Source organism: Vibrio gallaecicus (assembly GCF_024347495.1).
GTDB lineage: Bacteria > Pseudomonadota > Gammaproteobacteria > Enterobacterales > Vibrionaceae > Vibrio > Vibrio gallaecicus.
This window is the reverse complement of sequence record NZ_AP025490.1, coordinates 2755891-2780045: the sequence shown is the minus strand read 5'-3', so window position 1 is coordinate 2780045 and position 24155 is coordinate 2755891. Positions and strand designations below refer to the sequence as shown.

The 24155-nt window shown below is 42.7% G+C and carries 19 protein-coding genes and 5 tRNA genes; 23 read left to right on the top strand and 1 reads right to left on the bottom strand.

Annotated features, from left to right (window positions below; all coding sequences use genetic code 11):
- The first annotated feature begins 46 nt into the window (after window positions 1-46).
- The 13 genes from rlmD (at window position 47) to rpoS (ending at window position 14149) form a co-directional block, all read left to right on the top strand.
- Window positions 47-1366: a 23S rRNA (uracil(1939)-C(5))-methyltransferase RlmD gene (rlmD, locus tag OCU78_RS12020; RefSeq protein WP_137373346.1), complete on the top strand. Its 1320-nt coding sequence runs from the start codon at window positions 47-49 to the stop codon at window positions 1364-1366.
- A 156-nt stretch (window positions 1367-1522) separates the two neighbouring features.
- Window positions 1523-3745: a GTP diphosphokinase gene (gene relA, locus OCU78_RS12015; protein WP_137373614.1), complete on the top strand. Its 2223-nt coding sequence runs from the start codon at window positions 1523-1525 to the stop codon at window positions 3743-3745.
- A gap of 245 nt (window positions 3746-3990) precedes the next feature.
- Window positions 3991-4791, top strand: a complete 801-nt coding sequence (gene mazG / locus OCU78_RS12010; RefSeq protein ID WP_137373347.1) for a nucleoside triphosphate pyrophosphohydrolase — start codon at window positions 3991-3993, stop codon at window positions 4789-4791.
- Between the two features lie 147 nt (window positions 4792-4938).
- Complete coding sequence (locus OCU78_RS12005; RefSeq protein WP_137373348.1) at window positions 4939-6576, top strand: CTP synthase; 1638 nt, start codon at window positions 4939-4941, stop codon at window positions 6574-6576.
- A gap of 86 nt (window positions 6577-6662) precedes the next feature.
- Complete coding sequence (gene eno / locus OCU78_RS12000) at window positions 6663-7961, top strand: phosphopyruvate hydratase (RefSeq protein WP_137373349.1); 1299 nt, start codon at window positions 6663-6665, stop codon at window positions 7959-7961.
- Between the two features lie 191 nt (window positions 7962-8152).
- Entirely contained in the window at window positions 8153-8434 is a 282-nt protein-coding gene (gene ftsB, locus OCU78_RS11995; RefSeq protein WP_137373350.1) for a cell division protein FtsB, read from the top strand.
- Window positions 8434-9135 (top strand): 2-C-methyl-D-erythritol 4-phosphate cytidylyltransferase, encoded by a 702-nt coding sequence (ispD, locus tag OCU78_RS11990; protein WP_137373351.1) that lies wholly within the window; start codon window positions 8434-8436, stop codon window positions 9133-9135. The genes ftsB and ispD overlap by 1 nt, the downstream gene beginning before the upstream one ends.
- A gap of 2 nt (window positions 9136-9137) precedes the next feature.
- The gene (ispF, locus tag OCU78_RS11985) at window positions 9138-9617 is read left to right on the top strand and encodes a 2-C-methyl-D-erythritol 2,4-cyclodiphosphate synthase (RefSeq protein ID WP_137373615.1); all 480 of its coding nucleotides are present in this window, start codon (window positions 9138-9140) and stop codon (window positions 9615-9617) included.
- Window positions 9618-9639: 22 nt separating this feature from the next.
- The gene (truD, locus tag OCU78_RS11980; RefSeq protein ID WP_137373352.1) at window positions 9640-10686 is read left to right on the top strand and encodes a tRNA pseudouridine(13) synthase TruD; all 1047 of its coding nucleotides are present in this window, start codon (window positions 9640-9642) and stop codon (window positions 10684-10686) included.
- 38 nt (window positions 10687-10724) lie between these two features.
- Window positions 10725-11468, top strand: a complete 744-nt coding sequence (gene surE / locus OCU78_RS11975) for a 5'/3'-nucleotidase SurE (protein ID WP_137373353.1) — start codon at window positions 10725-10727, stop codon at window positions 11466-11468.
- Window positions 11469-12095, top strand: coding sequence for a protein-L-isoaspartate(D-aspartate) O-methyltransferase (locus OCU78_RS11970; RefSeq protein ID WP_137373354.1), 627 nt, complete (start codon window positions 11469-11471; stop codon window positions 12093-12095).
- A gap of 36 nt (window positions 12096-12131) precedes the next feature.
- Window positions 12132-13070: a peptidoglycan DD-metalloendopeptidase family protein gene (locus tag OCU78_RS11965; protein ID WP_137373355.1), complete on the top strand. Its 939-nt coding sequence runs from the start codon at window positions 12132-12134 to the stop codon at window positions 13068-13070.
- Between the two features lie 95 nt (window positions 13071-13165).
- Window positions 13166-14149 (top strand): RNA polymerase sigma factor RpoS, encoded by a 984-nt coding sequence (gene rpoS / locus OCU78_RS11960; protein ID WP_137373356.1) that lies wholly within the window; start codon window positions 13166-13168, stop codon window positions 14147-14149.
- Window positions 14150-14241: 92 nt separating this feature from the next.
- Here the strand turns inward: rpoS and mutS are convergent, their stop codons facing one another.
- Window positions 14242-16803 (bottom strand): DNA mismatch repair protein MutS, encoded by a 2562-nt coding sequence (mutS, locus tag OCU78_RS11955; protein WP_137373357.1) that lies wholly within the window; start codon window positions 16801-16803, stop codon window positions 14242-14244.
- A 134-nt stretch (window positions 16804-16937) separates the two neighbouring features.
- On the opposite strand from mutS, the gene pncC reads away from it, so the two are divergent.
- From pncC to OCU78_RS11905, 10 genes are all read left to right on the top strand, one after another.
- Entirely contained in the window at window positions 16938-17429 is a 492-nt protein-coding gene (pncC, locus tag OCU78_RS11950) for a nicotinamide-nucleotide amidase (protein ID WP_137373358.1), read from the top strand.
- Between the two features lie 179 nt (window positions 17430-17608).
- Window positions 17609-18646, top strand: coding sequence for a recombinase RecA (gene recA / locus OCU78_RS11945; RefSeq protein WP_137373359.1), 1038 nt, complete (start codon window positions 17609-17611; stop codon window positions 18644-18646).
- A 177-nt stretch (window positions 18647-18823) separates the two neighbouring features.
- Entirely contained in the window at window positions 18824-21406 is a 2583-nt protein-coding gene (alaS, locus tag OCU78_RS11940) for an alanine--tRNA ligase (RefSeq protein WP_065102962.1), read from the top strand.
- A 220-nt stretch (window positions 21407-21626) separates the two neighbouring features.
- Entirely contained in the window at window positions 21627-22808 is a 1182-nt protein-coding gene (locus tag OCU78_RS11935; RefSeq protein WP_137373360.1) for an aspartate kinase, read from the top strand.
- Between the two features lie 93 nt (window positions 22809-22901).
- Window positions 22902-23099 carry a carbon storage regulator CsrA gene (gene csrA / locus OCU78_RS11930; protein WP_009847619.1) on the top strand — a complete coding sequence of 66 codons (198 nt, stop codon included), beginning with the start codon at window positions 22902-22904 and terminating at the stop codon, window positions 23097-23099.
- A gap of 308 nt (window positions 23100-23407) precedes the next feature.
- Window positions 23408-23500: transfer RNA gene (locus OCU78_RS11925), tRNA-Ser, on the top strand.
- Window positions 23501-23546: 46 nt separating this feature from the next.
- Window positions 23547-23623 (top strand) — tRNA-Arg (locus OCU78_RS11920).
- A gap of 39 nt (window positions 23624-23662) precedes the next feature.
- Window positions 23663-23755: transfer RNA gene (locus tag OCU78_RS11915), tRNA-Ser, on the top strand.
- An 89-nt stretch (window positions 23756-23844) separates the two neighbouring features.
- Window positions 23845-23921, top strand: a tRNA-Arg gene (locus OCU78_RS11910).
- Window positions 23922-24018: 97 nt separating this feature from the next.
- A tRNA-Arg gene (locus tag OCU78_RS11905) sits at window positions 24019-24095 on the top strand.
- Window positions 24096-24155 lie beyond the last annotated feature (60 nt).

The following is a 24155-nucleotide window of genomic DNA, read 5'->3' as shown; positions in this document are numbered from 1 at the left end:
GTTTTGGATAGAAAATAATAATTTGATAGATATTTAGGCACAAGCAATGGCACGTTTTTTTCAACCAAAAAAGAAAACTCAATTTGAGACCAAGCATCAACAGATGTTGGTTGAACGAATGGATCACAATGGAGCAGGTATTGCTCACCAAAATAAAAAACCTGTTTTTATTGATGGCGCATTACCTGGCGAGCAGGTCGTAGTCCAACTTACAGAGAGTAAGAGCAAGTTTGCGCGCGCTAAATTGATCAAAATATTGAAACCAAGTGAGCTGCGATTAGAACCGTTTTGTCAGCACTTCAATCAGTGCGGTGGCTGTCACTTACAGCATTTAGATTATGCCTCTCAGCTAGAGCATAAATCTCAATCTCTAAGTCATTTGATGAATACCTATAAAACGAAGCAAACAGATGTAGTAACGCCTGTCACCGGAAGTGATAAAGGTTATCGTCGCCGTGCTCGAATCAGCTTGTTTGTTGATAAAAAATCTCAAAAACTTCAATTTGGTTTTCGTCAGAAACAGAGTAAACAGATTGAAAATATCACAGATTGTGCAGTACTAGAGCCAGCTTTGAATGCCTTACTGCCAAAACTTAAGTCACTCTTATCGACGTTCTCCCACAAAGCTTCATTAGGGCACGTAGAGTTAGTTCTTTCTAAGTCTGGTCCTGTGATCGTTTTACGCCATTTAAAGCCTCTTGTAGATAAAGATCGACAAGCTTTAATTACACTCGCTGAAGAGACGAACTCAACGTTATATTCGATGCCTGAATCCGATACGTTAGAACGATTAGTAGGTGAAGTGCCTAGCTATGATGAAGTGGGCGCGATACTGCCTTTTGAACCTAATCATTTTATTCAAGTCAACCAAGCTGTGAACCAGAAAATGGTTTCTCAAGCGATTGACTGGCTAGACCCTCAAAACCACGAGCGTGTTTTGGATTTGTTCTGTGGATTGGGGAACTTTAGCTTACCGATTGCTCAGAAAGCAGAATATGTTGTTGGGGTGGAAGGCGTTGATGAGATGGTTCAACAAGCGACATCAAACGGCAAAGTGAACAAGCTCAGCAATGTAGCGTTTTACCAAGCTAACCTTGAAGAAGAGTTGTCTTCACAAGAGTGGGCTAAAGAACGTTTTGATAAAGTACTATTAGACCCGGCAAGAGCAGGAGCGAGTGGGATCGTTGATCAACTTTCAGGCTTAGGGGCTAAGAGTGTGGTTTATGTTTCATGCAATCCTGCTACTCTAGCAAGAGACAGCGAAAGCTTGGTAAAGCAAGGTTATCACTTAAGAAAACTAGGTATGTTGGACATGTTTCCGCATACCAGTCACCTTGAATCCATGGCATTGTTTGTTAAGAAGTAGTATTGGTAAAATGCTATGATTTTAAGGCAAATAAATCATTTAATAATTTTTTAAGATGCAAAGTCAGTTTGCATTGTTATTGGTATGGATAGAACTAACTTGGAATCAGTTAGTCATACCAATTTGGGTATAAAACATAATAACTAGGAAGAAATGATGGTTGCGGTACGAAGCGCACATTTAAACCCAAGCGAACAGTTTGAGCTAGAAAACTGGATTAAATCACTTAACCAAGATGCCAAAACATCGAATAAACTCACGAAGGTTTATCGGCATTGTGAAGAGTTATTAAAAGACCACGAGCAAGCATCGCTCTTGTTATGGCGTGGGCGTGAGATGATCGAAATCTTGGTCACGCTGTCGATGGATCGTGCGACTTTAGTGGCTGCACAGCTATTCCCAGTTGTATCCAGCGGGGTATTTGCACGCGATCTGTTTGAAGAAAGCTACGGTCGAGAAACCGTTAAATTGATCGATGGCGTTGAAGAAATGGCCGCTCTTGGTCAATTAAATGTCACCTTAGAAGGCAGCGCGGCATCCGGGCAAGTTGATAATGTTCGTCGTATGTTACTGGCTATGGTGGATGATTTCCGCTGCGTGGTTATCAAACTTGCAGAACGTATTTGTAACCTAATTGAAGTAAAAAAAGCGCCAGATGAAGTGCGTCGAGCAGCAGCAAAAGAGTGTGCCAACATTTATGCGCCACTTGCTAACCGTTTAGGTATCGGTCAGCTTAAGTGGGAAATTGAAGATTATGCTTTTCGATACCAGCAGTCAGATACCTATAAGCAGATAGCAAAACAACTTTCTGAGCGCCGAATTGTTCGTGAACAATACATCACAGATTTTGTTGATGACCTAACTTCAGAGATGGGTCGCTCAAATATTAATGCTGAAGTGAGTGGTCGCCCTAAGCACATTTACAGTATTTGGCGAAAAATGCAGAAGAAAAGCTTAGATTTTGATGAGCTTTTTGATGTGCGAGCTGTCCGTATTATTGCCGATCAATTGCAAGATTGTTATGCCGCTCTTGGTGTTGTTCATACGAAATATAAACACTTACCAAGTGAATTTGATGACTACGTAGCCAACCCTAAACCTAATGGCTATCAGTCTATCCATACCGTGGTTTTAGGTCCTGAAGGTAAAACTATTGAAATTCAGATTCGAACCAAGCAAATGCATGAAGATTCTGAATTGGGTGTAGCTGCGCACTGGAAATACAAAGAAGGCGCAACAGCTGCTCGCAGTGGATACGATGAGAAGATCACTTGGCTACGTAAGCTGATTGACTGGCAAGAAGAAATGTCTGACTCGGGTGAGATGTTGGATGAAGTCCGAAGCCAAGTCTTTGATGACAGGGTCTATGCGTTTACACCGCGAGGTGATGTTGTCGACTTACCAATGGGCGCAACGCCATTAGATTTTGCTTACCATATTCACTCAATGGTTGGTCACCGTTGTATCGGTGCCAAAGTGGCGGGGCGAATCGTACCATTCACCCATAAGCTCACCATGGGCGATCAAGTCGAAATTATTACTCAGAAAGAGCCGAATCCTTCCAGAGACTGGTTAAATCCAACAACTGGATTTGTCCACTCAAGCAGAGCTCGTGCAAAAATTAACGCGTGGTTCCGTGCTCAAAGTCGAGAGAAAAATTTAGAAGCGGGTCGTGATATTCTCGATGTGGAATTAGCGAAAGTCGGTGCAACATTAAAAGATGCCGAACAATACGCTCTAAAGCGTTTTAACGTAAATACCCCTGATGAGCTTTATGCTGGCGTAGGTAGTGGCGATCTTCGTGTAAACCAAGTTGTGAATCATATTAACGCATTAGTTAATAAGCCGACCGCTGAAGAAGAAGACCAAAAAGCGCTAGAGAAGCTCAGAGAGTCAGAGGCAAAACCCGCGCAGCAAAGCCGACCTCGTAAAGATGCGGTTGTGGTGGAAGGGGTCGACAACCTTATGAATCACTTAGCACGTTGCTGTCAGCCGATCCCTGGCGATGATATCAAAGGTTATATTACTCAAGGTCGTGGTATCTCAGTACACCGCAGTGATTGTGAACAGCTAAGTGAGCTGAGTTTACATGCGCCAGAGCGAATCATTGATACGGTATGGGGAAGCGGTTTTGTTGGTTCGTATATTCTGACTTTGCGTGTAGAAGCCCTAGAACGTAATGGTTTATTGAAAGACATCACATCATTGTTCGCGAATGAAAAAGTCAGCGTAACGACGATGAAGAGCCGTATTGACTATAAACGTCAGCTGTCGGTCATGGATTTTGATTTAGAAGTAACGAATATTGAAATTCTGAGTCGAGTGACGAGTCGAGTTGAACAAATTAAAGATGTAATGAGCGTCAAACGCCTCGGCTAACTTTCACGTTGCATTAGTCACTTTTACTGCGTTAACTGCGCTTTCTTGTTCCATCACATAGGCAAGCTATGCTCAGGAATCGTGAAAGCTTGTTGCCTTGTTAAAGTAACAACTGCTTAGTGAAAGATACGTAATTAGAGATTAGATAGTATCAACAAAGGTGAGTGGTTTTGGCTGCTCACCTTTTTTAGTTTTAATCGATGTTTTAAATTATTAAAAACAAAGACAGTAATAGGAAGGAAACGATGAATCACCCGATTGAACAACTTGAACAGATCATGACTAAGCTGCGCGATCCAAAAGGTGGCTGTCCTTGGGATTTAAAACAAAATTTTGAAACCATTGTTCCACATACTATCGAAGAAACCTATGAGGTGGTGGACGCAATTCATAATAAGGACTGGCCTAATCTTCAAGAAGAACTGGGTGATTTATTGTTTCAGGTGATCTTTTATAGCCAACTAGCTAAAGAGCAAGGTTTGTTTGAGTTTTCGGATGTGGTTGATGGAGTGAATGAAAAGCTAACTCGTCGTCATCCTCATGTTTTCTCCGATGCCAAATTTGAGAATGACGAAGAAATAAATGCAAATTGGGAGGCAGAGAAAGCTAAAGAAAAATCTCAAATAGGAAAAACTCAGGAAAGTATTCTAGACTCAATACCAAAATCTTTACCTGCACTTTCCAAGGCTCATAAAATACAAAAGCAAGTTGCGAAATATGGTTTTGATTGGGACACGATAGGTCCTGTTGTAGGGAAGGTTCTTGAGGAAGTCGATGAAGTGCTTGAAGAGGCTATGCAAGTGACTCCAAATGAAGACTTAGTGGAAGAAGAACTGGGTGATTTACTCTTTGCGACGGTTAATTTAGTGCGTCACTTAGGGAAAAATCCAGAATCAGCCCTTAATAAAGCCAATTTGAAATTTGAAAGAAGATTTCAAGGTGTAGAAAAAAAAGTAATAAATAAAGGTAAGGAATTAACGGATTTTTCTCTTCAAGAGCTTGATTCTATGTGGGATGAAGTCAAGGTTGAAGAGAAAATGAGATAAAGCCTTTAGCGATGAATTGATTTGAAGCAAAAAATAAAAAATAGCAGTGTGATAGATTTCACGTTGTGGCGATAAGGGGCTTCTGGTATATTTTCATCCCGTCCAGAAGTAGTCCATTTCCCTCATTCAACCAATTTCAGGTTAAACATGACGACAAATTACATTTTTGTTACTGGCGGGGTTGTATCCTCTCTAGGTAAAGGCATTGCTGCAGCATCTCTTGCAGCTATTTTAGAAGCTCGTGGTCTTAAAGTGACTATGATGAAGCTTGACCCTTACATCAACGTTGACCCAGGCACTATGAGCCCAACTCAACACGGTGAAGTGTTCGTCACGGAAGATGGCGCTGAAACTGACCTTGACCTTGGTCACTACGAGCGATTCATTCGCACCAAGATGACCAAGCGTAACAACTTCACTGCAGGTCGTGTTTACTCAGACGTTCTAGCAAGAGAACGCCGTGGTGATTACCTAGGTGCAACTATTCAGGTTATTCCACACATCACTAACTCTATCAAAGAGCGTGTTATTTCTGGCGCTGAAGGCCATGATATTGCGTTGGTTGAAGTTGGTGGTACTGTTGGTGATATCGAGTCTCTGCCATTTATGGAAGCGATCCGTCAACTAGCTGTTGAGCTTGGTCGTGAGCGTGCTATGTTTATGCACTTGACTCTTGTTCCTTATCTTGCAGCTGCTGGAGAAGTTAAAACTAAGCCAACGCAGCACTCTGTTAAAGAGCTACTGTCTATTGGTATTCAGCCTGACATTCTAGTATGTCGTTCAGACCGCAACATACCTACGAACGAACGTAAGAAAATTGCCTTGTTCTGTAATGTGCAAGAAAATGCAGTTATTTCTATGCGTGATGTTGACTCTATCTACAAGATCCCTCAGCTTATTAAAGCTCAGGGTACAGATGAACTTGTATGTAAGCGTTTCGGCATTACTGCTCCTGAAGCTGACTTGTCTGAATGGGAACAAGTTATTTACGAAGAAGCTAACCCAACGGGTGAAGTGACGATTGGTATGGTAGGTAAGTACATTGAACTGCCTGATGCATACAAATCAGTAAATGAAGCGCTAAAGCACGCGGGCTTGAAAAATCGCCTAAGCGTTAATATTAAATACGTAGATTCACAAGATGTTGAATCTCGTGGCGTAGAAGTTTTAGAAGGTCTAGATGCAATCCTTGTTCCTGGTGGTTTTGGTGACCGTGGTGTTGAAGGTAAGATTCTTGCTGCACAATACGCTCGTGAGAACAAAGTACCTTACTTGGGCATCTGTCTAGGCATGCAAGTAGCGCTTATCGAGTACGCTCGTAACGTTGCGAAAATGGAAGGGGCTCACTCTTCTGAATTTAGTTCTGAAACTAAATACCCAGTTGTTGGTCTGATTACAGAATGGATCGATGGCGAAGGTAAAGTGGAAGAGCGCACAGAATCTTCGGATCTAGGTGGCACAATGCGCCTGGGTTCACAGCTTTGTCACTTAGCTAAAGGGACTAAAGCATACGAATTATACGGTAGCGCGACGATCCATGAACGTCATCGTCACCGTTACGAAGTGAACAATAATCTTCGTCCGCAAATCGAAAAAGCAGGTCTAAAAGTATCAGGCCTATCTGCGGACAAGAAACTGGTTGAAGTTATTGAGAATCCGAACCACCCGTGGTTTGTTGCAGCTCAGTTCCACCCAGAGTTCACTTCAACACCTCGCGACGGTCACCCACTGTTTGCAGGTTTCGTTAAAGCCGCTGGTGAGTTCCAGCGCGGCGAACTTAAATAAGTAAAAGAATACAAGCAGCAGTATAAGTTGTACTGCTGCTATTTAATTTTGACATTTATATATATTCAACGAGAAGGAAACATTCAATGTCTAAGATCGTTAAAGTTCTAGGTCGTGAAATCATCGATTCACGTGGTAACCCAACAGTAGAAGCTGAAGTACACCTAGAAGGCGGTTTCGTAGGTATGGCTGCTGCTCCATCTGGCGCATCTACTGGTTCTCGCGAAGCTCTTGAGCTACGTGACGGCGACAAATCACGTTTCCTAGGTAAAGGTGTTCTTAAAGCAATTGAAGCTGTAAACGGCCCAATCGCTGAAGCTCTAGTTGGTACTGATGCTAAAGCACAAGCTGACGTTGACCAAATCATGCTTGACCTAGACGGTACTGATAACAAGTCTAAGTTTGGCGCGAACGCTATCCTAGCTGTTTCTCTAGCTAACGCAAAAGCTGCTGCTGCTGCGAAAGGCATGCCTCTATACGAGCACATTGCTGAGCTAAACGGTACTGCTGGCGTATTCTCTATGCCTCTACCAATGATGAACATCATCAACGGTGGTGAGCACGCAGATAACAACGTTGACATCCAAGAGTTCATGATCCAACCAGTTGGTGCTAAAACTCTTAAAGAAGCTCTACGTGTAGGTGCTGAAGTATTCCACAACCTAGCTAAAGTTCTTAAGTCTAAAGGCTACAGCACTGCAGTTGGTGATGAAGGTGGTTTCGCTCCTAACCTTAAGTCTAACGCAGAAGCTCTAGAAGTTATCGCAGAAGCTGTTGCAGCTGCTGGTTACGAACTAGGTAAAGACGTTACTCTTGCTATGGACTGTGCAGCATCTGAGTTCTTCGACAAAGAAGCTGGTATCTACAACATGAAGGGCGAAGGTAAAACTTTCACTTCTGTAGAGTTCAACCACTACCTAGCTGAGCTAGCGAACAACTTCCCAATCGTTTCTATCGAAGACGGTCTTGACGAGTCTGATTGGGATGGCTTCAAGCACCAAACAGAACTTCTAGGTGACAAGCTTCAAATCGTTGGTGACGATCTGTTCGTTACAAACACTAAGATTCTTGCTGAAGGTATCGAGAAAGGCGTAGCTAACTCTATCCTTATCAAGTTCAACCAAATCGGTTCTCTAACAGAGACTCTAGCTGCTATCAAGATGGCTAAAGACGCTGGCTACACTGCAGTAATCTCTCACCGTTCTGGCGAAACTGAAGATGCAACTATCGCTGATCTAGCGGTAGGTACAGCTGCAGGTCAAATCAAAACTGGTTCTATGAGCCGTTCTGACCGTGTTGCTAAGTACAACCAACTAATCCGTATCGAAGAAGCTCTAGGTTCTAAAGCTCCTTACAACGGTCTTAAAGAAGTTAAAGGTCAATAATTCATACCTTTGAATTATTAGCTTAAAGCTTTGAATGCCCTGCTAATGCGGGGCATTTTTTTGTCTATAGAAAAGTGAATGGCAGAAACTCTAGGCTTCTCTTACATCACACTTCTCGCACCATTTTGCTCATTATGGTATATATGTGCCTTAATAAATGTTCCCTTCTTTTTCAATCAGCGAAAGGTGTTATGCGAATTTTTGCTTTAGTACTCATAGTGTTATTGGGCTGGCTGCAATACACATTATGGCTAGGAAAAAATGGTATTTCGGACTATTACAGTGTTAACAATGAAATTCAGATACAGCGCCAAGTGAATGAAAAGCTTCATAACCGTAATGCTGAAATGTTTGCTGAAATTGATGATTTAAGCCAAGGCTTGGATGCGATTGAAGAACGAGCAAGACATGAACTTGGAATGGTTAAAGATGGCGAAACCTTTTATCGTATTATCGGCGAGGGAACTAACTGATGTCTATTAAAGTTGACCAGGTTGTAGCCATTGTACCAGCTGCTGGTGTGGGGAGCCGAATGAAGGCTGACCGCCCCAAGCAATACTTAATGATTCATGGTAAAACAATTTTAGAACATACCGTTGCTAAATTACTTTCTCACCCTCAGGTTGAATGTGTTGTGATTGCAGTTGATGACAGTGACCCGTACTTTTCGGATTTATCAATCAGTCAAAACTCGCGAGTGATTAGGGTTTCTGGCGGGAAAGAACGTGCTGACTCGGTGCTTTCTGCCTTGGATTTTCTTAATGAGCAGCAAAAAAGTGGTTGGGTTATGGTTCATGACGCAGCAAGACCTTGCTTATCTTCGGCTGATATTGATAAGTTGATTGATTCAGCTCGTTCTCATCCTGTTGGAGCTATTCTTGCAGCGCCAGTTCGAGATACAATGAAGCGCGGTATGAACGGTATGATCAAACAGACTGTTGAACGTGCTGACTTATGGCATGCTCTGACCCCTCAAATGTTTCGCTCCGATGACTTATATACAGCTCTAAGTGAAGCGCTTGAGCAAGAAGTAGAGATCACCGATGAAGCTTCTGCTTTAGAATGGAAAGGATTATCGCCAGCTTTAGTGATTGGGCGCAGTGATAATTTTAAAATTACTCAACCTGAAGATCTTGCTCTGGCTGAGTTTTATCTAAGTAAAAATAAGGAATAATGATGATTCGTATTGGTCATGGCTTTGACGTGCATAAATTTGGTGGAGAAGGTCCAGTTATCATTGGTGGTATCAGTATCCCTTATGAACAAGGATTAATTGCTCACTCTGATGGCGACGTAGCTCTTCATGCTTTATGTGATGCACTACTTGGTGCTATTGCTGCTGGTGATATTGGTCGTCATTTTCCTGATACTGATGATGAGTGGAAGGGCGCGGATAGCCGAGAATTATTGAAAGACGTATACCGTCGAGTAAAAGAGCAAGGATATGTGATCGGTAATGCCGATGTGACTATTATGGCTCAAGCTCCTAAAATGGCGCCACATATTGAATCTATGTGCCAAGCTATTGCAGAAGATTTAGAAACCAGTATTACAAATGTAAATGTTAAAGCGACAACAACAGAGCGCTTAGGTTTTACTGGTCGAAAAGAAGGCATCGCGTGTGAAGCGGTTGTCTTAATTACTAAAAGTGCATAAGCACATCAACGAAAAGAACAGCATGTCAGATATTCTATCTTCATTGGCTTACTTAAATGGCAAGCCAACAGCTAAAGCAAAATTAAAAGCAAAAGCCGAACACTTTGTTGTAATCGAAGATTTAGGTTTTGAGTTTACCGGTAACGGTGAACATTTAATGGTTCGAATTCGCAAGACTGGTGAAAACACGAGTTTCGTAGCAAATGAGCTTGCAAAGGCCTGTGGTGTTAAATCGAAAGATGTTAGCTGGGCTGGATTAAAAGACCGACATGCGGTGACAGAGCAATGGTTAAGTGTTCACTTGCCTACAGGTGAGACACCTGATTTCTCTGCATTTTTAGCGCAATACCCAAGTATTGAAATATTAGCGACGGCTCGACACAATAAAAAATTACGTCCTGGTGATTTAATTGGTAACCAATTTGAATTGACCTTGTCTGAAGTAACAGATACTGATGATGTTCTTCATCGCTTGGAAAAAGTGGCTAAGATTGGTGTCCCTAACTACTTTGGTGCTCAGCGCTTTGGAAATGAAGGTAATAACTTATCTGAAGCTCGTCGCTGGGGGCGTGACAATGTGCGTACCCGAAATCAGAACAAGCGAAGCCTATATTTATCGGCTGCTCGCTCATGGATTTATAATCTAATTTTGTCTGATCGAATTCAGCAAAGTGTATTTGATAAGGCAGTGGTAGGCGATATTGTTTTTTCTGCTAATAATCATCTAAAAGTCACTACAGAAAACCAAGACGCAGTTAACCAAGATCTTGAGCAAGGTGTTTCTGAGTTAACGGTTGCTTTAGCTGGTGATAACGCACTACCAACAGAAGGTAAAGCATTAGAGATCGAACAAGTACACTTAGATTCTGAACCTGATCTTATGGCATTGATTCGTGGTAATCGTATGCGTCATGATCGCCGTGAAGTCTCGCTTAAACCTACTGGTCTTACTTGGGAAGTGAATGAGGATAATGTGGTATTGAAGTTCTCATTAGATGCCGGTTGCTTTGCTACAGCGATTGTTCGCGAGTTAGTTGAAGAAATTCATGTAGAACGTCACTTCGATTAAAGAAGTGACGTATAGCTGAAGTTGAGAAAGGAAACTAAATGAAGATCTTACTCAGTAATGATGATGGTGTGCATGCTCAAGGTATCCATGAGCTTGCTAAAGAGTTACGTGATCTTGCTGAAATAGTAATTGTAGCGCCTGACCGAAATCGGTCTGGCGCATCGAATTCATTAACGCTTGAGCAACCATTACGAGTTCAAGCTATTGCTGAAGATACATATTCAGTACAGGGTACACCAACAGACTGCGTTCATTTTGCGTTAAATGAATTGTTGAAAGATGATATGCCTGATTTAGTCCTCACTGGGATAAATCATGGAGCGAATCTTGGGGATGATGTGCTTTATTCAGGCACCGTCGCTGCAGCAATGGAAGGGCATTTTTTAGGGGTTCAGTCGGTTGCTTTTTCTCTTGTAGGTAAACACCATTTTACAACCGCTTCCACTATTGCTAGGCAAATTGTAGAGCAACACATACAAAATCCGATTCCTACTAATCGTTTGTTAAATGTGAATGTTCCAGATCTCCCTTTGGAGAGTCTTATGGGAACTCAAGTGACTCGCTTAGGTGCTCGTCACCATTCTGAAGATATGATTAAGCAAAAAGATCCAAGAGGTCATGATATTTACTGGCTTGGTCCTCCTGGGCAGCAACAAGACGCTGGTAAAGGCACTGATTTTTACGCTGTGGATAATGGCTTCGTATCTATCACACCGTTGCAAGTTGATTTAACAGCGCACGAATCACTGAGAGTGATGGCTGATTGGTTAGGAGGTAAGTAAGTGAGTAATCCCCAAGCAGAACGCTTAATTACTTTTCTGATGGATAATGGTATTCGAGATCAAAGAGTATTGGATGCTATTTATCGTCTGCCTAGAGAAAGCTTTTTATCCCAAGCTATGTACCACCAAGCTTACGATAATAATGCACTTCCTATTGGTCAGGGACAAACTATCTCTCAGCCATATATAGTTGCAAGAATGACTGAATTGCTGGAGTTACAGCAAAGTAGCCGAGTGTTAGAAATTGGCACCGGATCAGGCTACCAAACTGCTGTACTGGCTCAACTCGTCGACCACGTGTATTCCGTAGAGCGAATTAAATCTTTGCAGTGGGATGCAAAGCGTAGGCTGAAGCAACTTGATTTCTATAACATATCAACAAAGCATGCTGATGGTTGGAAGGGTTGGCCTCACAAAGGTCCTTTTGATGCGATTATTGTGACAGCTGCTGCTGAATCCATTCCTCAAGCTTTACTAGAGCAGTTAACCGATGGTGGACGTTTGCTCATTCCTGTTGGTGATGAAGAGCAACAGCTTCTAAAGATTGTGCGACAAGGTGATGAATACTTATCAACGGTAATTGAAATGGTTCGCTTTGTTCCATTGGTTGCTGGTGAGCTCGCATAGTACTGAATTTGATATTAAAGGTTGGATGATAAGTTAATGAGTTTAGGTTTTCGAAAAGGACTTCTGATTGGGTTAAGCTGCATACTTGTTGGGTGTGCGGCTCAGTCACCAGCTCCCGTATCCGGACTCAATAAGGATTATTCTTCTATTCCAAGAGGCAGTTATCGAGGTAGCTACTATGAGGTGGAGAAGGGCGATACCTTATACTTTATTGCGTACGTCACAAATAAGAATGTAAACGATCTAATTAGTTTCAATAATCTTAAATCCCCTTATGTTATCCACCCTGGTCAAAAGCTTAAGTTGTGGCGACCAGCTTATGTTGCTCCAAGCCATGGAAAAGCAGCCCCGGTTGTTGTTGCTCCTGTTGTAGTACCTAGTGCTAGTACCCCAGTGGTAACAGCCAAAACGTCTTCTAAATCAACAGAAAAAACGGCTACTAAACCATCATCACCAAGTAAGCAAGCAGTTAAAGAACCTGTGAAACCTCCGGTGAGTGTGGTTAAAAAAGATTCACCTAAGAAGGTTGAACAATCTAAACCAAAGGAGTATGTTGGTTCTAAAGGTAAACAAAATGTTACAACTGCCAACAAGCCAAAAAACGAAAAAGTATCGAAATGGCTTTGGCCAACCAAAGGGAGAGTGATTAAAAACTTCTCTGTAGGAGAACAAGGGAATAAAGGAATTGATATCGCAGGACAGCGTGGTCAAGCCATTATTTCAACAGCAGGAGGCACTGTTGTTTATTCGGGGAATGCACTCCGAGGTTATGGAAACTTAGTAATAGTTAAACATAACGATAATTATTTAAGTGCATACGCGCATAACGACAAGCTACTCGTGTCAGAAGGACAAAATGTTAAATCTGGGCAGAAAATTGCCACAATGGGAAGCTCAGGTTCTAGTAGCGTTAGGCTACATTTTGAAATTCGCTATCAAGGTAAATCGGTTAATCCGAAACGATATTTACCTTAAATACTATACGTTGCAATGACGTATTGTATTCTTTAATAGTCATTTAGCGGCATATTAAGTTGTAATGTCATGCTATATCGCCAGGGGGAGGCGTTATGAGTATAAGCAGTGCAGTAGTTAAAGAAGAATTCACACTTGATCAAGCAGCCATGGAATCGGAGTGCAATGAACAAGCCAATCAACCCAAAAGTAAAAAAACTGAAGCTAAAGAAAAAGAAGTTGAAGTTAGCGCTAAAAATTTAGACGCCACACAGCTTTATTTAGGCGAAATCGGTTTCTCACCACTCTTAACTGCGGAAGAAGAAGTGCTTTATGCACGACGAGCTCTACGCGGAGATGAAGCAGCACGTAAACGTATGATTGAAAGTAATCTGCGACTTGTTGTAAAAATCTCTCGCCGTTATAGCAACCGTGGTCTTGCACTACTAGATCTTATTGAAGAAGGCAATCTAGGCTTAATTCGTGCCGTCGAGAAGTTTGATCCCGAACGAGGTTTCCGTTTTTCTACTTACGCCACATGGTGGATCCGTCAAACCATTGAACGAGCCCTAATGAATCAGACTCGTACAATTCGCTTGCCTATTCATGTCGTCAAAGAGCTGAATATTTATTTACGAACAGCTCGAGAGCTAGCTCAAAAGCTTGATCATGAACCAACCGCTGAGGATATTGCTTCTAAACTGGATAAGCCAGTTGATGATGTTAGCAAGATGCTTCGTCTAAATGAGCGAGTAAGCTCAGTAGACACACCTATTGGTGGCGATGGTGAAAAAGCTCTACTTGATATTATCCCTGATATTAATAATTCAGATCCTGAAGTTTCGACACAAGATAACGACATTAAAAACTCACTGATTCACTGGTTAGATGAGCTGAACCCAAAACAAAAAGAAGTCCTCGCAAGGCGTTTTGGTTTACTTGGCTACGAGCCATCGACTCTAGAAGAAGTAGGTCGTGAGATCAGTTTGACACGTGAACGTGTTCGCCAGATCCAAGTTGAAGGGCTGCGTCGTTTAAGAGAGATTTTGATTAAACAAGGTCTTAGTATGGAAAATCTATTCAATGTTGAGAATGATTAACCTGCTAACGGATCATCTTATTAAGAGATAAAATAAAAGCACTAACTCAAGTTAGTGCTTTTTTTGTAATACATAGATGATCGCTAATTACGCTAAAGTAGTTTCTTCAAGCGATATAATTCCTCTAATGCTTGGCGAGGCGTAAGATCATCAGGATCAACGTTTGCTAAAGCTTGCTCTACTTCGCTTGGTTCGGGTATTAAGCTCAGTTGATTAGCAATATCAACGTTTGTTGACTTACTTGTTAGGTTGTCAGTGCCTAATGCCTCAAGCTGCGTTAGCTTATTACGAGCATTCATTATTACAGCTTTAGGCACACCTGCAAGCCCAGCAACCGCGAGACCGTAAGATTTGCTTGCTGCACCTTCTTGAACTGCATGCATAAAGGCAATGCTATCGCCGTGCTCTACGGCATCTAGATGAACATTGGCTAATTTTTGGTGTTGATTTGGCAGCTCCGTTAGCTCGAAATAATGCGTAGCAAACAGAGTCATGGCATCAATTTGATTGGCTAACCACTCCGCACTTGCCCACGCCAAAGATAAGCCGTCATAAGTACTGGTACCACGACCGATTTCATCCATTAAGACTAAGCTGTTTGGTGTCGCATTATGAAGAATATTCGCGGTTTCTGTCATCTCCACCATAAAGGTTGAGCGACCTGAAGCAAGATCATCAGAAGCGCCGATTCGGGTGAATATACGATCAATCGAGCCAATCGTTGCTGACTCTGCAGGTACGTAACAGCCAATATGTGCCATTAATGCAATAAGAGCGGTTTGACGCATATAGGTTGACTTACCACCCATGTTTGGACCTGTAATGATCAGCATTTTACGTTTATCATTCAGTTCTATAGGGTTAGCTATGAATGGTTCATCCATAACTTGTTCTACCACTGGGTGGCGACCACCTTGTATTTGGACGCTCGGCGCTTTTTTCAATATTGGGCGGCAGTAATCCAATGTATCTGCACGCTCTGCCATATTTTGAAGAACATCAAGCTGTGAAATCGCAGAAGCAATATTCTGTAAGCGCTCTAAATGTGGCAGAAGAAGGTCAAATAATTCTTCCCATAACTGTTTCTCAATGGCTAATGCTTTAGATTTTGAACTCAGAACTTTATCTTCGTGCTCTTTGAGCTCTGGAATGATGTATCGTTCTGCATTTTTTAAGGTTTGACGGCGAACGTAATGAGGTGGGACTAGGTGACTTTGCCCACGACTCACTTGAATGAAGAAACCATGAACATTGTTGAAACCTACTTTTAGAGTATCAATGCCGTGGCGTTCGCGTTCTTCCTGCTCTAATTTATCTAAGAACTCGGTAGCACCAGCCGCTAGGCTGCGCCATTCATCTAATTCTGCGTTGTAGCCTTCTGCGATCACACCGCCGTCACGGATAACTACTGGCGGGTTTTGCTTGATTGCTCTTTCTAGAAGTTCAGACACTTCATGCAACGGAGCTGCATATTCTGTGAGTTGAGTTAAGTAAGAGTGTTGAAGCGGTTGTAATGTATCGGCAAGTTCAGGCAAATATTCCATAGCTTGACGCAGTCGAGCCATATCTCGTGGTCGAGCAGAGCGTAAGGCAAGGCGAGCAAGAATACGCTCAATATCACCGATTTGTTTGAGCGTTGGTTGTAAGTCTAAAAATAAAGAAAGATCTTTCAATTCAGTGATGGCATCAAGTCGCTGATTTAACGCTTCAAGATTGCGCATTGGTTGATGTAACCAGCGCTTGAGCATGCGGCTGCCCATAGGAGTTGCTGTATGGTCAAGTACTTCAGCAAGGGTGTTGTCAAAACCGCCCGATAAATTCTGTGTAATTTCAAGGTTACGACGAGTTGCAGCATCTAGAATGACAGAGTGATCTTGGCGATCAAACGTTAGAGAGCGAATGTGCGGAAGCGCAGTACGTTGTGTATCTTTAACGTATTGAATGAGACAACCTGCAGCGCAAAGACCAAGGTGAGCTTTCTCGACACCAAAGCCAACAAGATCGCGAGTTCCAAACTGTTGATTCAGTTGTTGCTTCGCGGTATCTAACTCAAACTCCCATACTGGGCGACGGCGATTACCATTTCGACTTGCCATTAGATCTACAGGTTCGAAATCTTCGGGGAATAATAATTCTCGAGGGGAAGTTCTTTGCAGTTCAGCAGCCATTGCTTCAGAAGTTTCAGGTTCTGAAAGTTGGAATCGACCAGAAGTAATATCAAGGGTTGCGTAGCCAAACTTACCTTTATGATGGTAAATAGCGGCAATCAAGTTATCTACACGTTCAGAAAGAAGTGCTTCATCAGTTACCGTTCCTGGTGTAACGATACGGACAACAGCGCGTTCAACAGGACCTTTTGATGTAGCAGGGTTGCCGATTTGTTCGCATATTGCTACTGATTCACCGAGTTGCACGAGTTTTGCTAGGTAGCCTTCTACGGCATGGTATGGAACACCAGCCATAGGAATAGGTTCACCATTTGAAGAGCCTCGCTTAGTTAACGATATGTCTAACAGTTGGGAGGCTTTCTTTGCGTCATCATAGAAAAGCTCGTAGAAATCTCCCATGCGATAGAAGAGCAAAATCTCTGGGTTTTCTGCTTTCAACTTTAAATATTGCTGCATCATGGGAGTGTGTTTTTGATCGGCTTTCACAGTTAACTTCTTTCGTTTGTTTCTATTGCGGCTTAGGATACGTGAAAGCTATTGATGCGAAAAGACGCTCTGGCGAAAAGTTCTAAATCGAGCTGAAACAATCGAGTTGTATACAAGAAAGTAGGAAGGTAAGTATGTCAGTAAATCAAACGCTTAGTGAACAGTTAGGTCATCAGTTATTTGAACAAAAGCATGTACTTGTTACGGCTGAGTCTTGCACTGGTGGAGCTATCGCTGCAGCTATTACAGATATAGCTGGGAGTTCGGCTTGGTTTGATCGAGCTTTTATTACTTATAGCAATGAAGCAAAACAAGAAATGATCGGGGTGAAGTTGTCGACATTAGAGGCGAATGGAGCGGTAAGTGAAGCGGTTGTTGAAGAGATGGTTGAAGGCGCTCTACATAACTCTAATGCGACATTGGGAGTTTCAGTAAGTGGTATTGCTGGTCCTGGCGGGGGAAGCAAAGAAAAACCAGTAGGCACCGTATGCTTTGCTTGGGCAGATTCTATTGAGTGGAAGAAAGTTGAAACGCGCCATTTTACTGGAGACAGATCACAAGTGCGTGAACAGGCGACTCAATATGCACTTCAAGTTATTTATGATTACCTATCAGAAACTCGTTAGTAACTCATTGCTGTGCTTAGCTTTGTACTAATTTGATAACGAATTAAACAAAAAGTTTTCACACAGGTATGGACACTGTATGAATCAACAGTATAATAACTACCAATTAGCCGCCCTTATATAGGGTTGAAACAGATTCTAGATCGCTTGACGAACAAGCGGATCACGTGGAGATAGTAATGGACGAGAATAAACAAAAAGCGTTAGCCGCAGCTCTTGGACAAATTGAAAAGCAATTTGGTAAAGGTTCGATCATGCGTCTAGGTGATAACCGCACAATGGATGTAGAAACAATCTCTACTGGTTCACTATCTCTTGATGTTGCTCTAGGTGCTGGTGGTTTACCTATGGGTCGTATTGTTGAAGTTTACGGACCTGAATCATCAGGTAAAACAACGTTGACTCTTGAGCTTATCGCCGCTGCACAGAAAGTCGGTAAGACATGTGCATTCGTTGATGCTGAGCACGCTCTAGACCCAATCTACGCTCAAAAACTTGGTGTAGATATTGATGCTTTACTTGTATCTCAACCTGATACTGGCGAACAAGCTCTAGAAATCTGTGATGCACTTGCTCGTTCTGGCGCTATTGACGTTTTAGTTATTGACTCAGTTGCTGCATTGACTCCAAAAGCTGAAATTGAAGGCGAAATGGGTGATAGCCACATGGGTCTTCAAGCTCGTATGCTGTCTCAAGCAATGCGTAAGCTAACAGGTAACCTAAAGCAATCTAACTGTATGGCTATTTTCATTAACCAAATCCGTATGAAAATTGGTGTAATGTTTGGTAATCCAGAAACCACAACGGGTGGTAACGCACTTAAATTCTACGCATCTGTTCGTCTTGATATTCGCCGCACAGGCTCTATCAAAGAAGGCGATGAAATTGTTGGTAATGAAACTCGTATCAAAGTCGTTAAAAACAAGATTGCAGCGCCATTTAAGCAAGCTGAAACTCAAATTTTATATGGTCAAGGCTTTAACCGTGAAGGTGAGTTGATTGACTTAGGTGTTAAAAACAAGCTTGTAGATAAAGCGGGTGCTTGGTACAGCTACAATGGCGATAAGATTGGTCAAGGTAAGTCTAACTCTTGTAAGTACCTTCGTGAAAACCCAACAATTGCTTTAGAAATTGATACTAAATTACGTGAGCTACTGCTTACACCTGCTGTTCTTGAAGAAGCAGGTTCTGAAGAAGAGCCTCAAGAAGAGCTATAAGCACTAGACTAAGCTTTTCTGAAAGATCAAATTAAAAGCCTCGCATTGCGGGGCTTTGTTGTATTTGCAGTATTTATGTGGGATTTCGGGGAATTTACACAAGAAAACTAGTCGAAGCCTTAACCATGATCTACAATACGGCAAAATTCTAACTCGACTATTTTCAGGAAGAGCTGCATGTACATGAGCACTGATGAGGTTCGCAACGCGTTCCTTAAGTTCTTTGAGAGCAAAGAACACCAAATCGTAGACAGTTCATCGTTAGTTCCACATAACGATCCAACCCTGCTATTTACTAATGCAGGTATGAACCAATTCAAAGATTGCTTCTTAGGCGCCGAAAAACGTGCCTACACTCGAGCAACTACGGCTCAGCGTTGTGTACGTGCGGGTGGTAAACACAATGACCTTGAAAACGTAGGTTTCACGGCTCGTCACCATACATTCTTCGAAATGCTAGGTAACTTCAGCTTTGGTGATTACTTCAAAGAAGAAGCGATTGGGTTTGCTTGGGAATTCCTGACTGAAACACTCGGTCTGCCAAAAGATCGCCTGTTAGTAACGGTTTACGAGACAGATGACGAAGCATTCGAAATCTGGAACAAGAAAGTAGGCATCCCAGCTGACAAGATTGTTCGCATCGGTGACAAAGAAGGCGGCAAGAAGTTTGAATCTGATAACTTCTGGACAATGGGTGACACAGGTCCTTGTGGTCCATGTACTGAAATCTTCTACGATCACGGTGAGCACATCTGGGGCGGTCGTCCTGGTACACCTGAAGAAGATGGTGACCGTTTCATCGAGATTTGGAACAACGTATTCATGCAGTTCAACCGTCACGCTGACGGCACTATGGAACCGCTACCTAAGCCAGCTGTAGATACTGGTATGGGTATTGAGCGTATCTCTGCAATCATGCAGGGCGTTCACTCTAACTACGAAATTGATGTATTCCAAAAGCTAATCAAAGCGACAGCAGAAGTGGTGGGTCACGACGACCTATCTAACCAATCGCTGCGCGTTATTGCTGACCACATCCGTTCTTGTTCATTCCTAATCGCTGATGGCGTAATGCCTTCAAACGAAGGTCGTGGCTACGTTCTACGTCGTATTATTCGTCGTGCAGTTCGTCACGGTAACAAGATTGGTGCACAAGGCGTGTTCTTCCACAAACTTGTGGGTGTACTGGCTGAAGTGATGGGTTCTGCGGCTGAAGAGCTTAAGAAACAGCAAGAGCTTGTTGAAAAAGTACTTCGCATCGAAGAAGAGAACTTTGGTCGCACGCTAGAGCGTGGCATGGTTATCCTTAACGACGCATTAGACGCACTTGAAGGCAAAGAGCTTGACGGTGAAACAGTCTTCAAACTTTACGATACATACGGCTTCCCAGCTGACCTTACTAATGATGTAGCTCGTGAACGCGACTTTACTATCGATGAAGAAGGTTTTGAGAAGGCGATGGAAGCACAGCGTAAGCGTGCACGTGAAGCGGGTCAGTTCGGTACTGATTACAACGCAACGATCAAAGTAGACACTAACACTGAATTCTGTGGTTACACAGGTACTGAAGGTGCGGGTGAAATTTCTGCGTTATTCGTTGACGGCGAAGAAGTATCTTCACTATCGGCTGGCGACAAAGCAATCATCATCCTTGAAGAGACACCATTCTACGCTGAATCAGGCGGTCAATGTGGTGACGCTGGTACGCTAAGCACTGCGTCGGGTCTATTCAAAGTACAAGACACTCAGAAGCTAGGTAATGCATTTGCACACCACGGCGAGCTAGTTGAAGGCGTATTTGCTCAAGGCGATAAAGTAGAAGCGCGCGTTGATGCTGAGCGTCGTGCTGCTATCTCACTGAATCACTCTGCAACTCACTTACTTCACTCTGCATTGCGCGAAGTGCTAGGTGAGCACGTTGCTCAGAAAGGTTCTTTAGTTAAGCCAGACAACCTACGTTTTGACTTCTCTAACCTTGAAGCGGTAACACCTGCACAGATTAAAGAAGTAGAGCGTTTAGTTAACGCACAAGTTCGTAAGAATCATGTGATTGAAACGAACATAATGGACATCGAGTCAGCGAAAGAAAAAGGTGCGATGGCACTGTTTGGCGAGAAGTACGATGATGAAGTTCGCGTTCTGTCTATGGGTGATTTCTCTACTGAGCTTTGTGGTGGTATCCACGCGAGCAACACAGGTGATATCGGTCTATTCAAGATCACTTCTGAAGGTGGTATCGCTGCGGGTATTCGTCGTATTGAAGCGGTAACGGGTGAAGCTGCTCTAGATGCAGTTGATGCTCAGAATAACGCTTACGAAGAGAAATTGGCTGAGTCAGCTAAGAAAGCGAAGTCGCTAGAGAAAGAAATCCAACTGCTTAAAGAAAAGATGGCTGCAGCTGAAGGCGCAAACATCATGGGTAAAGTGGAAGACATCTCAGGAACTAAAGTTCTGGTTGCTGCAATTGAAGGCGCAGACAACAAGAACCTACGTACTATGGTTGATAATGCTAAAAACCAAGTGGGTAGCGGCATCATCCTGATTGCCAACGTAGCAGACGGTAAAGTTGGCTTAATTGCTGGCGTAACCAAAGACCTTATCGGCAAAGTAAAAGCCGGTGACCTCGTTAAGATGGTTGCTGAGCAAGTTGGCGGTAAAGGCGGCGGTCGTCCAGATATGGCTCAAGCGGGTGGTACAGACGTTGAAGCACTACCTGAAGCGCTTAAATCAGTACGTATTTGGCTAGAAGAGCGTCTTTAAGCTTAAGTAATTGATACAAAGATGCCCAATCAACTGATTGGGCATCTTTTATTTTGCCTAATGGAAGAACGTGTGAAAAAGGTTTGATTGAGATTAACCAAGAAGTCTAATGGTAACGTTAGACTCCTTGGTTAATTTTTTATTGCTTCGCCATGACGCGGAGTATGTGTTTTTTTGTCATATATAGACATTGGTCTTGGGAAGGTGAGGAAGGGTGAAAATGCCTCTTATCGTGCAGAAATTTGGTGGAACGTCGGTGGGTTCAATAGAACGAATCCATCATGTAGCAGAAAAAATCATTGAAGCGAAAAATGAAGGGAACCAGATCCTGGTTGTCGTTTCTGCTATGTCAGGTGAAACAAATCGGTTAGTTAACTTAGCTTCACAAGTTGATAGCGTCCCAAATGCTAGAGAGTTGGATGTGCTGTTAACGGCTGGAGAACAAGTTTCCATGGCTTTGTTAGCGATGACGTTGCACAAGTTGGGTTATGAAGCGACATCGATGACTGGCTATCAAGCCAAGATACACACCGATTCTAATCATAATAATGCGACGATTGAGCGTATTGATACTGCTCCTATTAAAGCGCTGTTAGATGATGACCAGATTGTCATTGTTGCAGGTTTTCAAGGCGTTAACGCGAAAGGTGATATCACAACCTTAGGGCGAGGTGGTTCAGATACCACGGCTGTTGCATTAGCGGGCGCGCTTCAAGCGAAAGAGTGTCAGATATATACCGATGTTGATGGTGTATATTCCTGCGACCCTAGAGTCGTTAAGCAATCTAAGAAATTAGATACCTTAGACTTTCCTTCTATGGAAGAAATGGCTCGCAGAGGCGCTAAGGTTTTGCATCTTCCATGTGTTCAGCATGCGTGGCGACACAATGTACCATTGAGAGTGCTTTCGAGCTTTGAAGAAGGCGAGGGAACTCTTATCGCGGGTAATGACTGTTTGAATGAGATCACGGGAATCGCCATTCAAAATGGCATGTTGGAATTGGAATGCTTGCCCACAGATCTTGATACACTGCTAAGACAGTGCCAATTACTTGGTATTGAAGTTTGGAGTGTGATCGAGGAAACAGAAAGAGTAGCGATTCTCATTAAACAAGACGCAGGTCTAAAATTAAAGCTAGTTTTTGATGAGAAAATCCGTAATAGTGAACAGGTTAGCTTGTTGACTGTAGTAGGTAATCGAGCGCAAGGAATTGTGGTCAGCTCTCAGGAGTTGTTGTCTAAGAATGATATTGATATACGTCATTACTCTCTCGCACAACAATCTTTAATGTTGGTGCTATCGCCAACTCAAGTTGATACAGCGGCTAACATACTACATGATGCATACATTACAGCATGCGGAGAGAGCAGTCATATTCAAAAAGAAGTGCATTTTGGTTAAATAAACTAAATAGATAGTTTACGAAAATATAACTTTTGTTGGATAATGCCCGCGTAGCTAGATAAATTTAGAGAATTACTCAAGGAGCAAAGAATGCTAATTTTGACTCGCCGTGTTGGCGAAACACTAATGATTGGTGATGAAGTGACAGTTACTGTACTGGGCGTTAAAGGCAACCAAGTACGTATCGGTGTAAATGCACCTAAAGAAGTATCTGTTCACCGTGAAGAGATCTATATGCGCATTCAAGCTGAAAAAGGTAATGGTAACGTTGCACCTGGCAACTACTAATACTTTCTGCGTGAAAGAAGAGGCTAGCATTTTGCTAGCCTTTTTTGATGATTTCGATTGTTAAGAACAGCTTAACTCTGATATAACAGTACCCGGAAGAACTGAGAGAGGTAAATGTCAGAATTTTTTAAATTTTGATAGCGTGTTCTTCCCATTCATTTTTAAGAAAAAAACGTTTTTATAGTGATTAAAGTTTATTTTACAATCGCTTTGATTGATTTTGCAACACTCAGTCGGTTTTAGGCAGTTTTTTGAAATAAAATGTTTGACATATTTTCGGTAAAACGTAATATGTGCCTCCGCAAGACGGTGAGGTGGCCGAGAGGCCGAAGGCGCTCCCCTGCTAAGGGAGTATGTGGTTTGTAGCCGCATCGAGGGTTCGAATCCCTCCCTCACCGCCATTTCTTGCACGTTTGAATTTGCACACAAACACAGAAGTAACAATGTGCGCTCTTAGCTCAGCTGGATAGAGTACCTGGCTACGAACCAGGCGGTCGGAGGTTCGAATCCTCCAGAGCGCGCCATTCTCTTTTTACTTTAAGTAGCTTGAGAATAATGAATTAGGTGAGGTGGCCGAGTGGCCGAAGGCGCTCCCCTGCTAAGGGAGTATGTGGTTTGTAGCCGCATCGAGGGTTCGAATCCCTCCCTCACCGCCATTCATTACAGGCCGATGGCCTTTTTTTTTCTTCATAGCAAGAAGAATGTGATATGTTTCACAACTTCATTCTCAATGAATGAACACCGTGCGTCCTTAGCTCAGCTGGATAGAGTACCTGGCTACGAACCAGGCGGTCGGAGGTTCGAATCCTCCAGGACGCGCCACTATTTAAGGGTTTATTTCTTATAAGAATGAAAATCCTTGTATTGAATTGCTGTTTACAACAAATTGCTGTTAACAACGAAGTGATACTAAAACCGTGCGCTCTTAGCTCAGCTGGATAGAGTACCTGGCTACGAACCAGGCGGTCGGAGGTTCGAATCCTCCAGAGCGCGCCACTATTTAGGGTTTATTTCTTGTGTGAATTTAAATCCTGATATTGATAATTTGTTTAACTG

What these genes read in the sequence shown, in the direction of transcription:
- rlmD (WP_137373346.1), top strand. Translation starts at nt 47, where the DNA reads ATGGCACGTTTTTTTCAACCAAAAAAGAAAACTCAATTTGAGACCAAG.
- relA (WP_137373614.1), top strand. Translation starts at nt 1,523, where the DNA reads ATGGTTGCGGTACGAAGCGCACATTTAAACCCAAGCGAACAGTTTGAG.
- mazG (WP_137373347.1), top strand. Translation starts at nt 3,991, where the DNA reads ATGAATCACCCGATTGAACAACTTGAACAGATCATGACTAAGCTGCGC.
- OCU78_RS12005 (WP_137373348.1), top strand. Translation starts at nt 4,939, where the DNA reads ATGACGACAAATTACATTTTTGTTACTGGCGGGGTTGTATCCTCTCTA.
- eno (WP_137373349.1), top strand. Translation starts at nt 6,663, where the DNA reads ATGTCTAAGATCGTTAAAGTTCTAGGTCGTGAAATCATCGATTCACGT.
- ftsB (WP_137373350.1), top strand. Translation starts at nt 8,153, where the DNA reads ATGCGAATTTTTGCTTTAGTACTCATAGTGTTATTGGGCTGGCTGCAA.
- ispD (WP_137373351.1), top strand. Translation starts at nt 8,434, where the DNA reads ATGTCTATTAAAGTTGACCAGGTTGTAGCCATTGTACCAGCTGCTGGT.
- ispF (WP_137373615.1), top strand. Translation starts at nt 9,138, where the DNA reads ATGATTCGTATTGGTCATGGCTTTGACGTGCATAAATTTGGTGGAGAA.
- truD (WP_137373352.1), top strand. Translation starts at nt 9,640, where the DNA reads ATGTCAGATATTCTATCTTCATTGGCTTACTTAAATGGCAAGCCAACA.
- surE (WP_137373353.1), top strand. Translation starts at nt 10,725, where the DNA reads ATGAAGATCTTACTCAGTAATGATGATGGTGTGCATGCTCAAGGTATC.
- OCU78_RS11965 (WP_137373355.1), top strand. Translation starts at nt 12,132, where the DNA reads ATGAGTTTAGGTTTTCGAAAAGGACTTCTGATTGGGTTAAGCTGCATA.
- rpoS (WP_137373356.1), top strand. Translation starts at nt 13,166, where the DNA reads ATGAGTATAAGCAGTGCAGTAGTTAAAGAAGAATTCACACTTGATCAA.
- pncC (WP_137373358.1), top strand. Translation starts at nt 16,938, where the DNA reads ATGTCAGTAAATCAAACGCTTAGTGAACAGTTAGGTCATCAGTTATTT.
- recA (WP_137373359.1), top strand. Translation starts at nt 17,609, where the DNA reads ATGGACGAGAATAAACAAAAAGCGTTAGCCGCAGCTCTTGGACAAATT.
- alaS (WP_065102962.1), top strand. Translation starts at nt 18,824, where the DNA reads ATGTACATGAGCACTGATGAGGTTCGCAACGCGTTCCTTAAGTTCTTT.
- OCU78_RS11935 (WP_137373360.1), top strand. Translation starts at nt 21,627, where the DNA reads ATGCCTCTTATCGTGCAGAAATTTGGTGGAACGTCGGTGGGTTCAATA.
- csrA (WP_009847619.1), top strand. Translation starts at nt 22,902, where the DNA reads ATGCTAATTTTGACTCGCCGTGTTGGCGAAACACTAATGATTGGTGAT.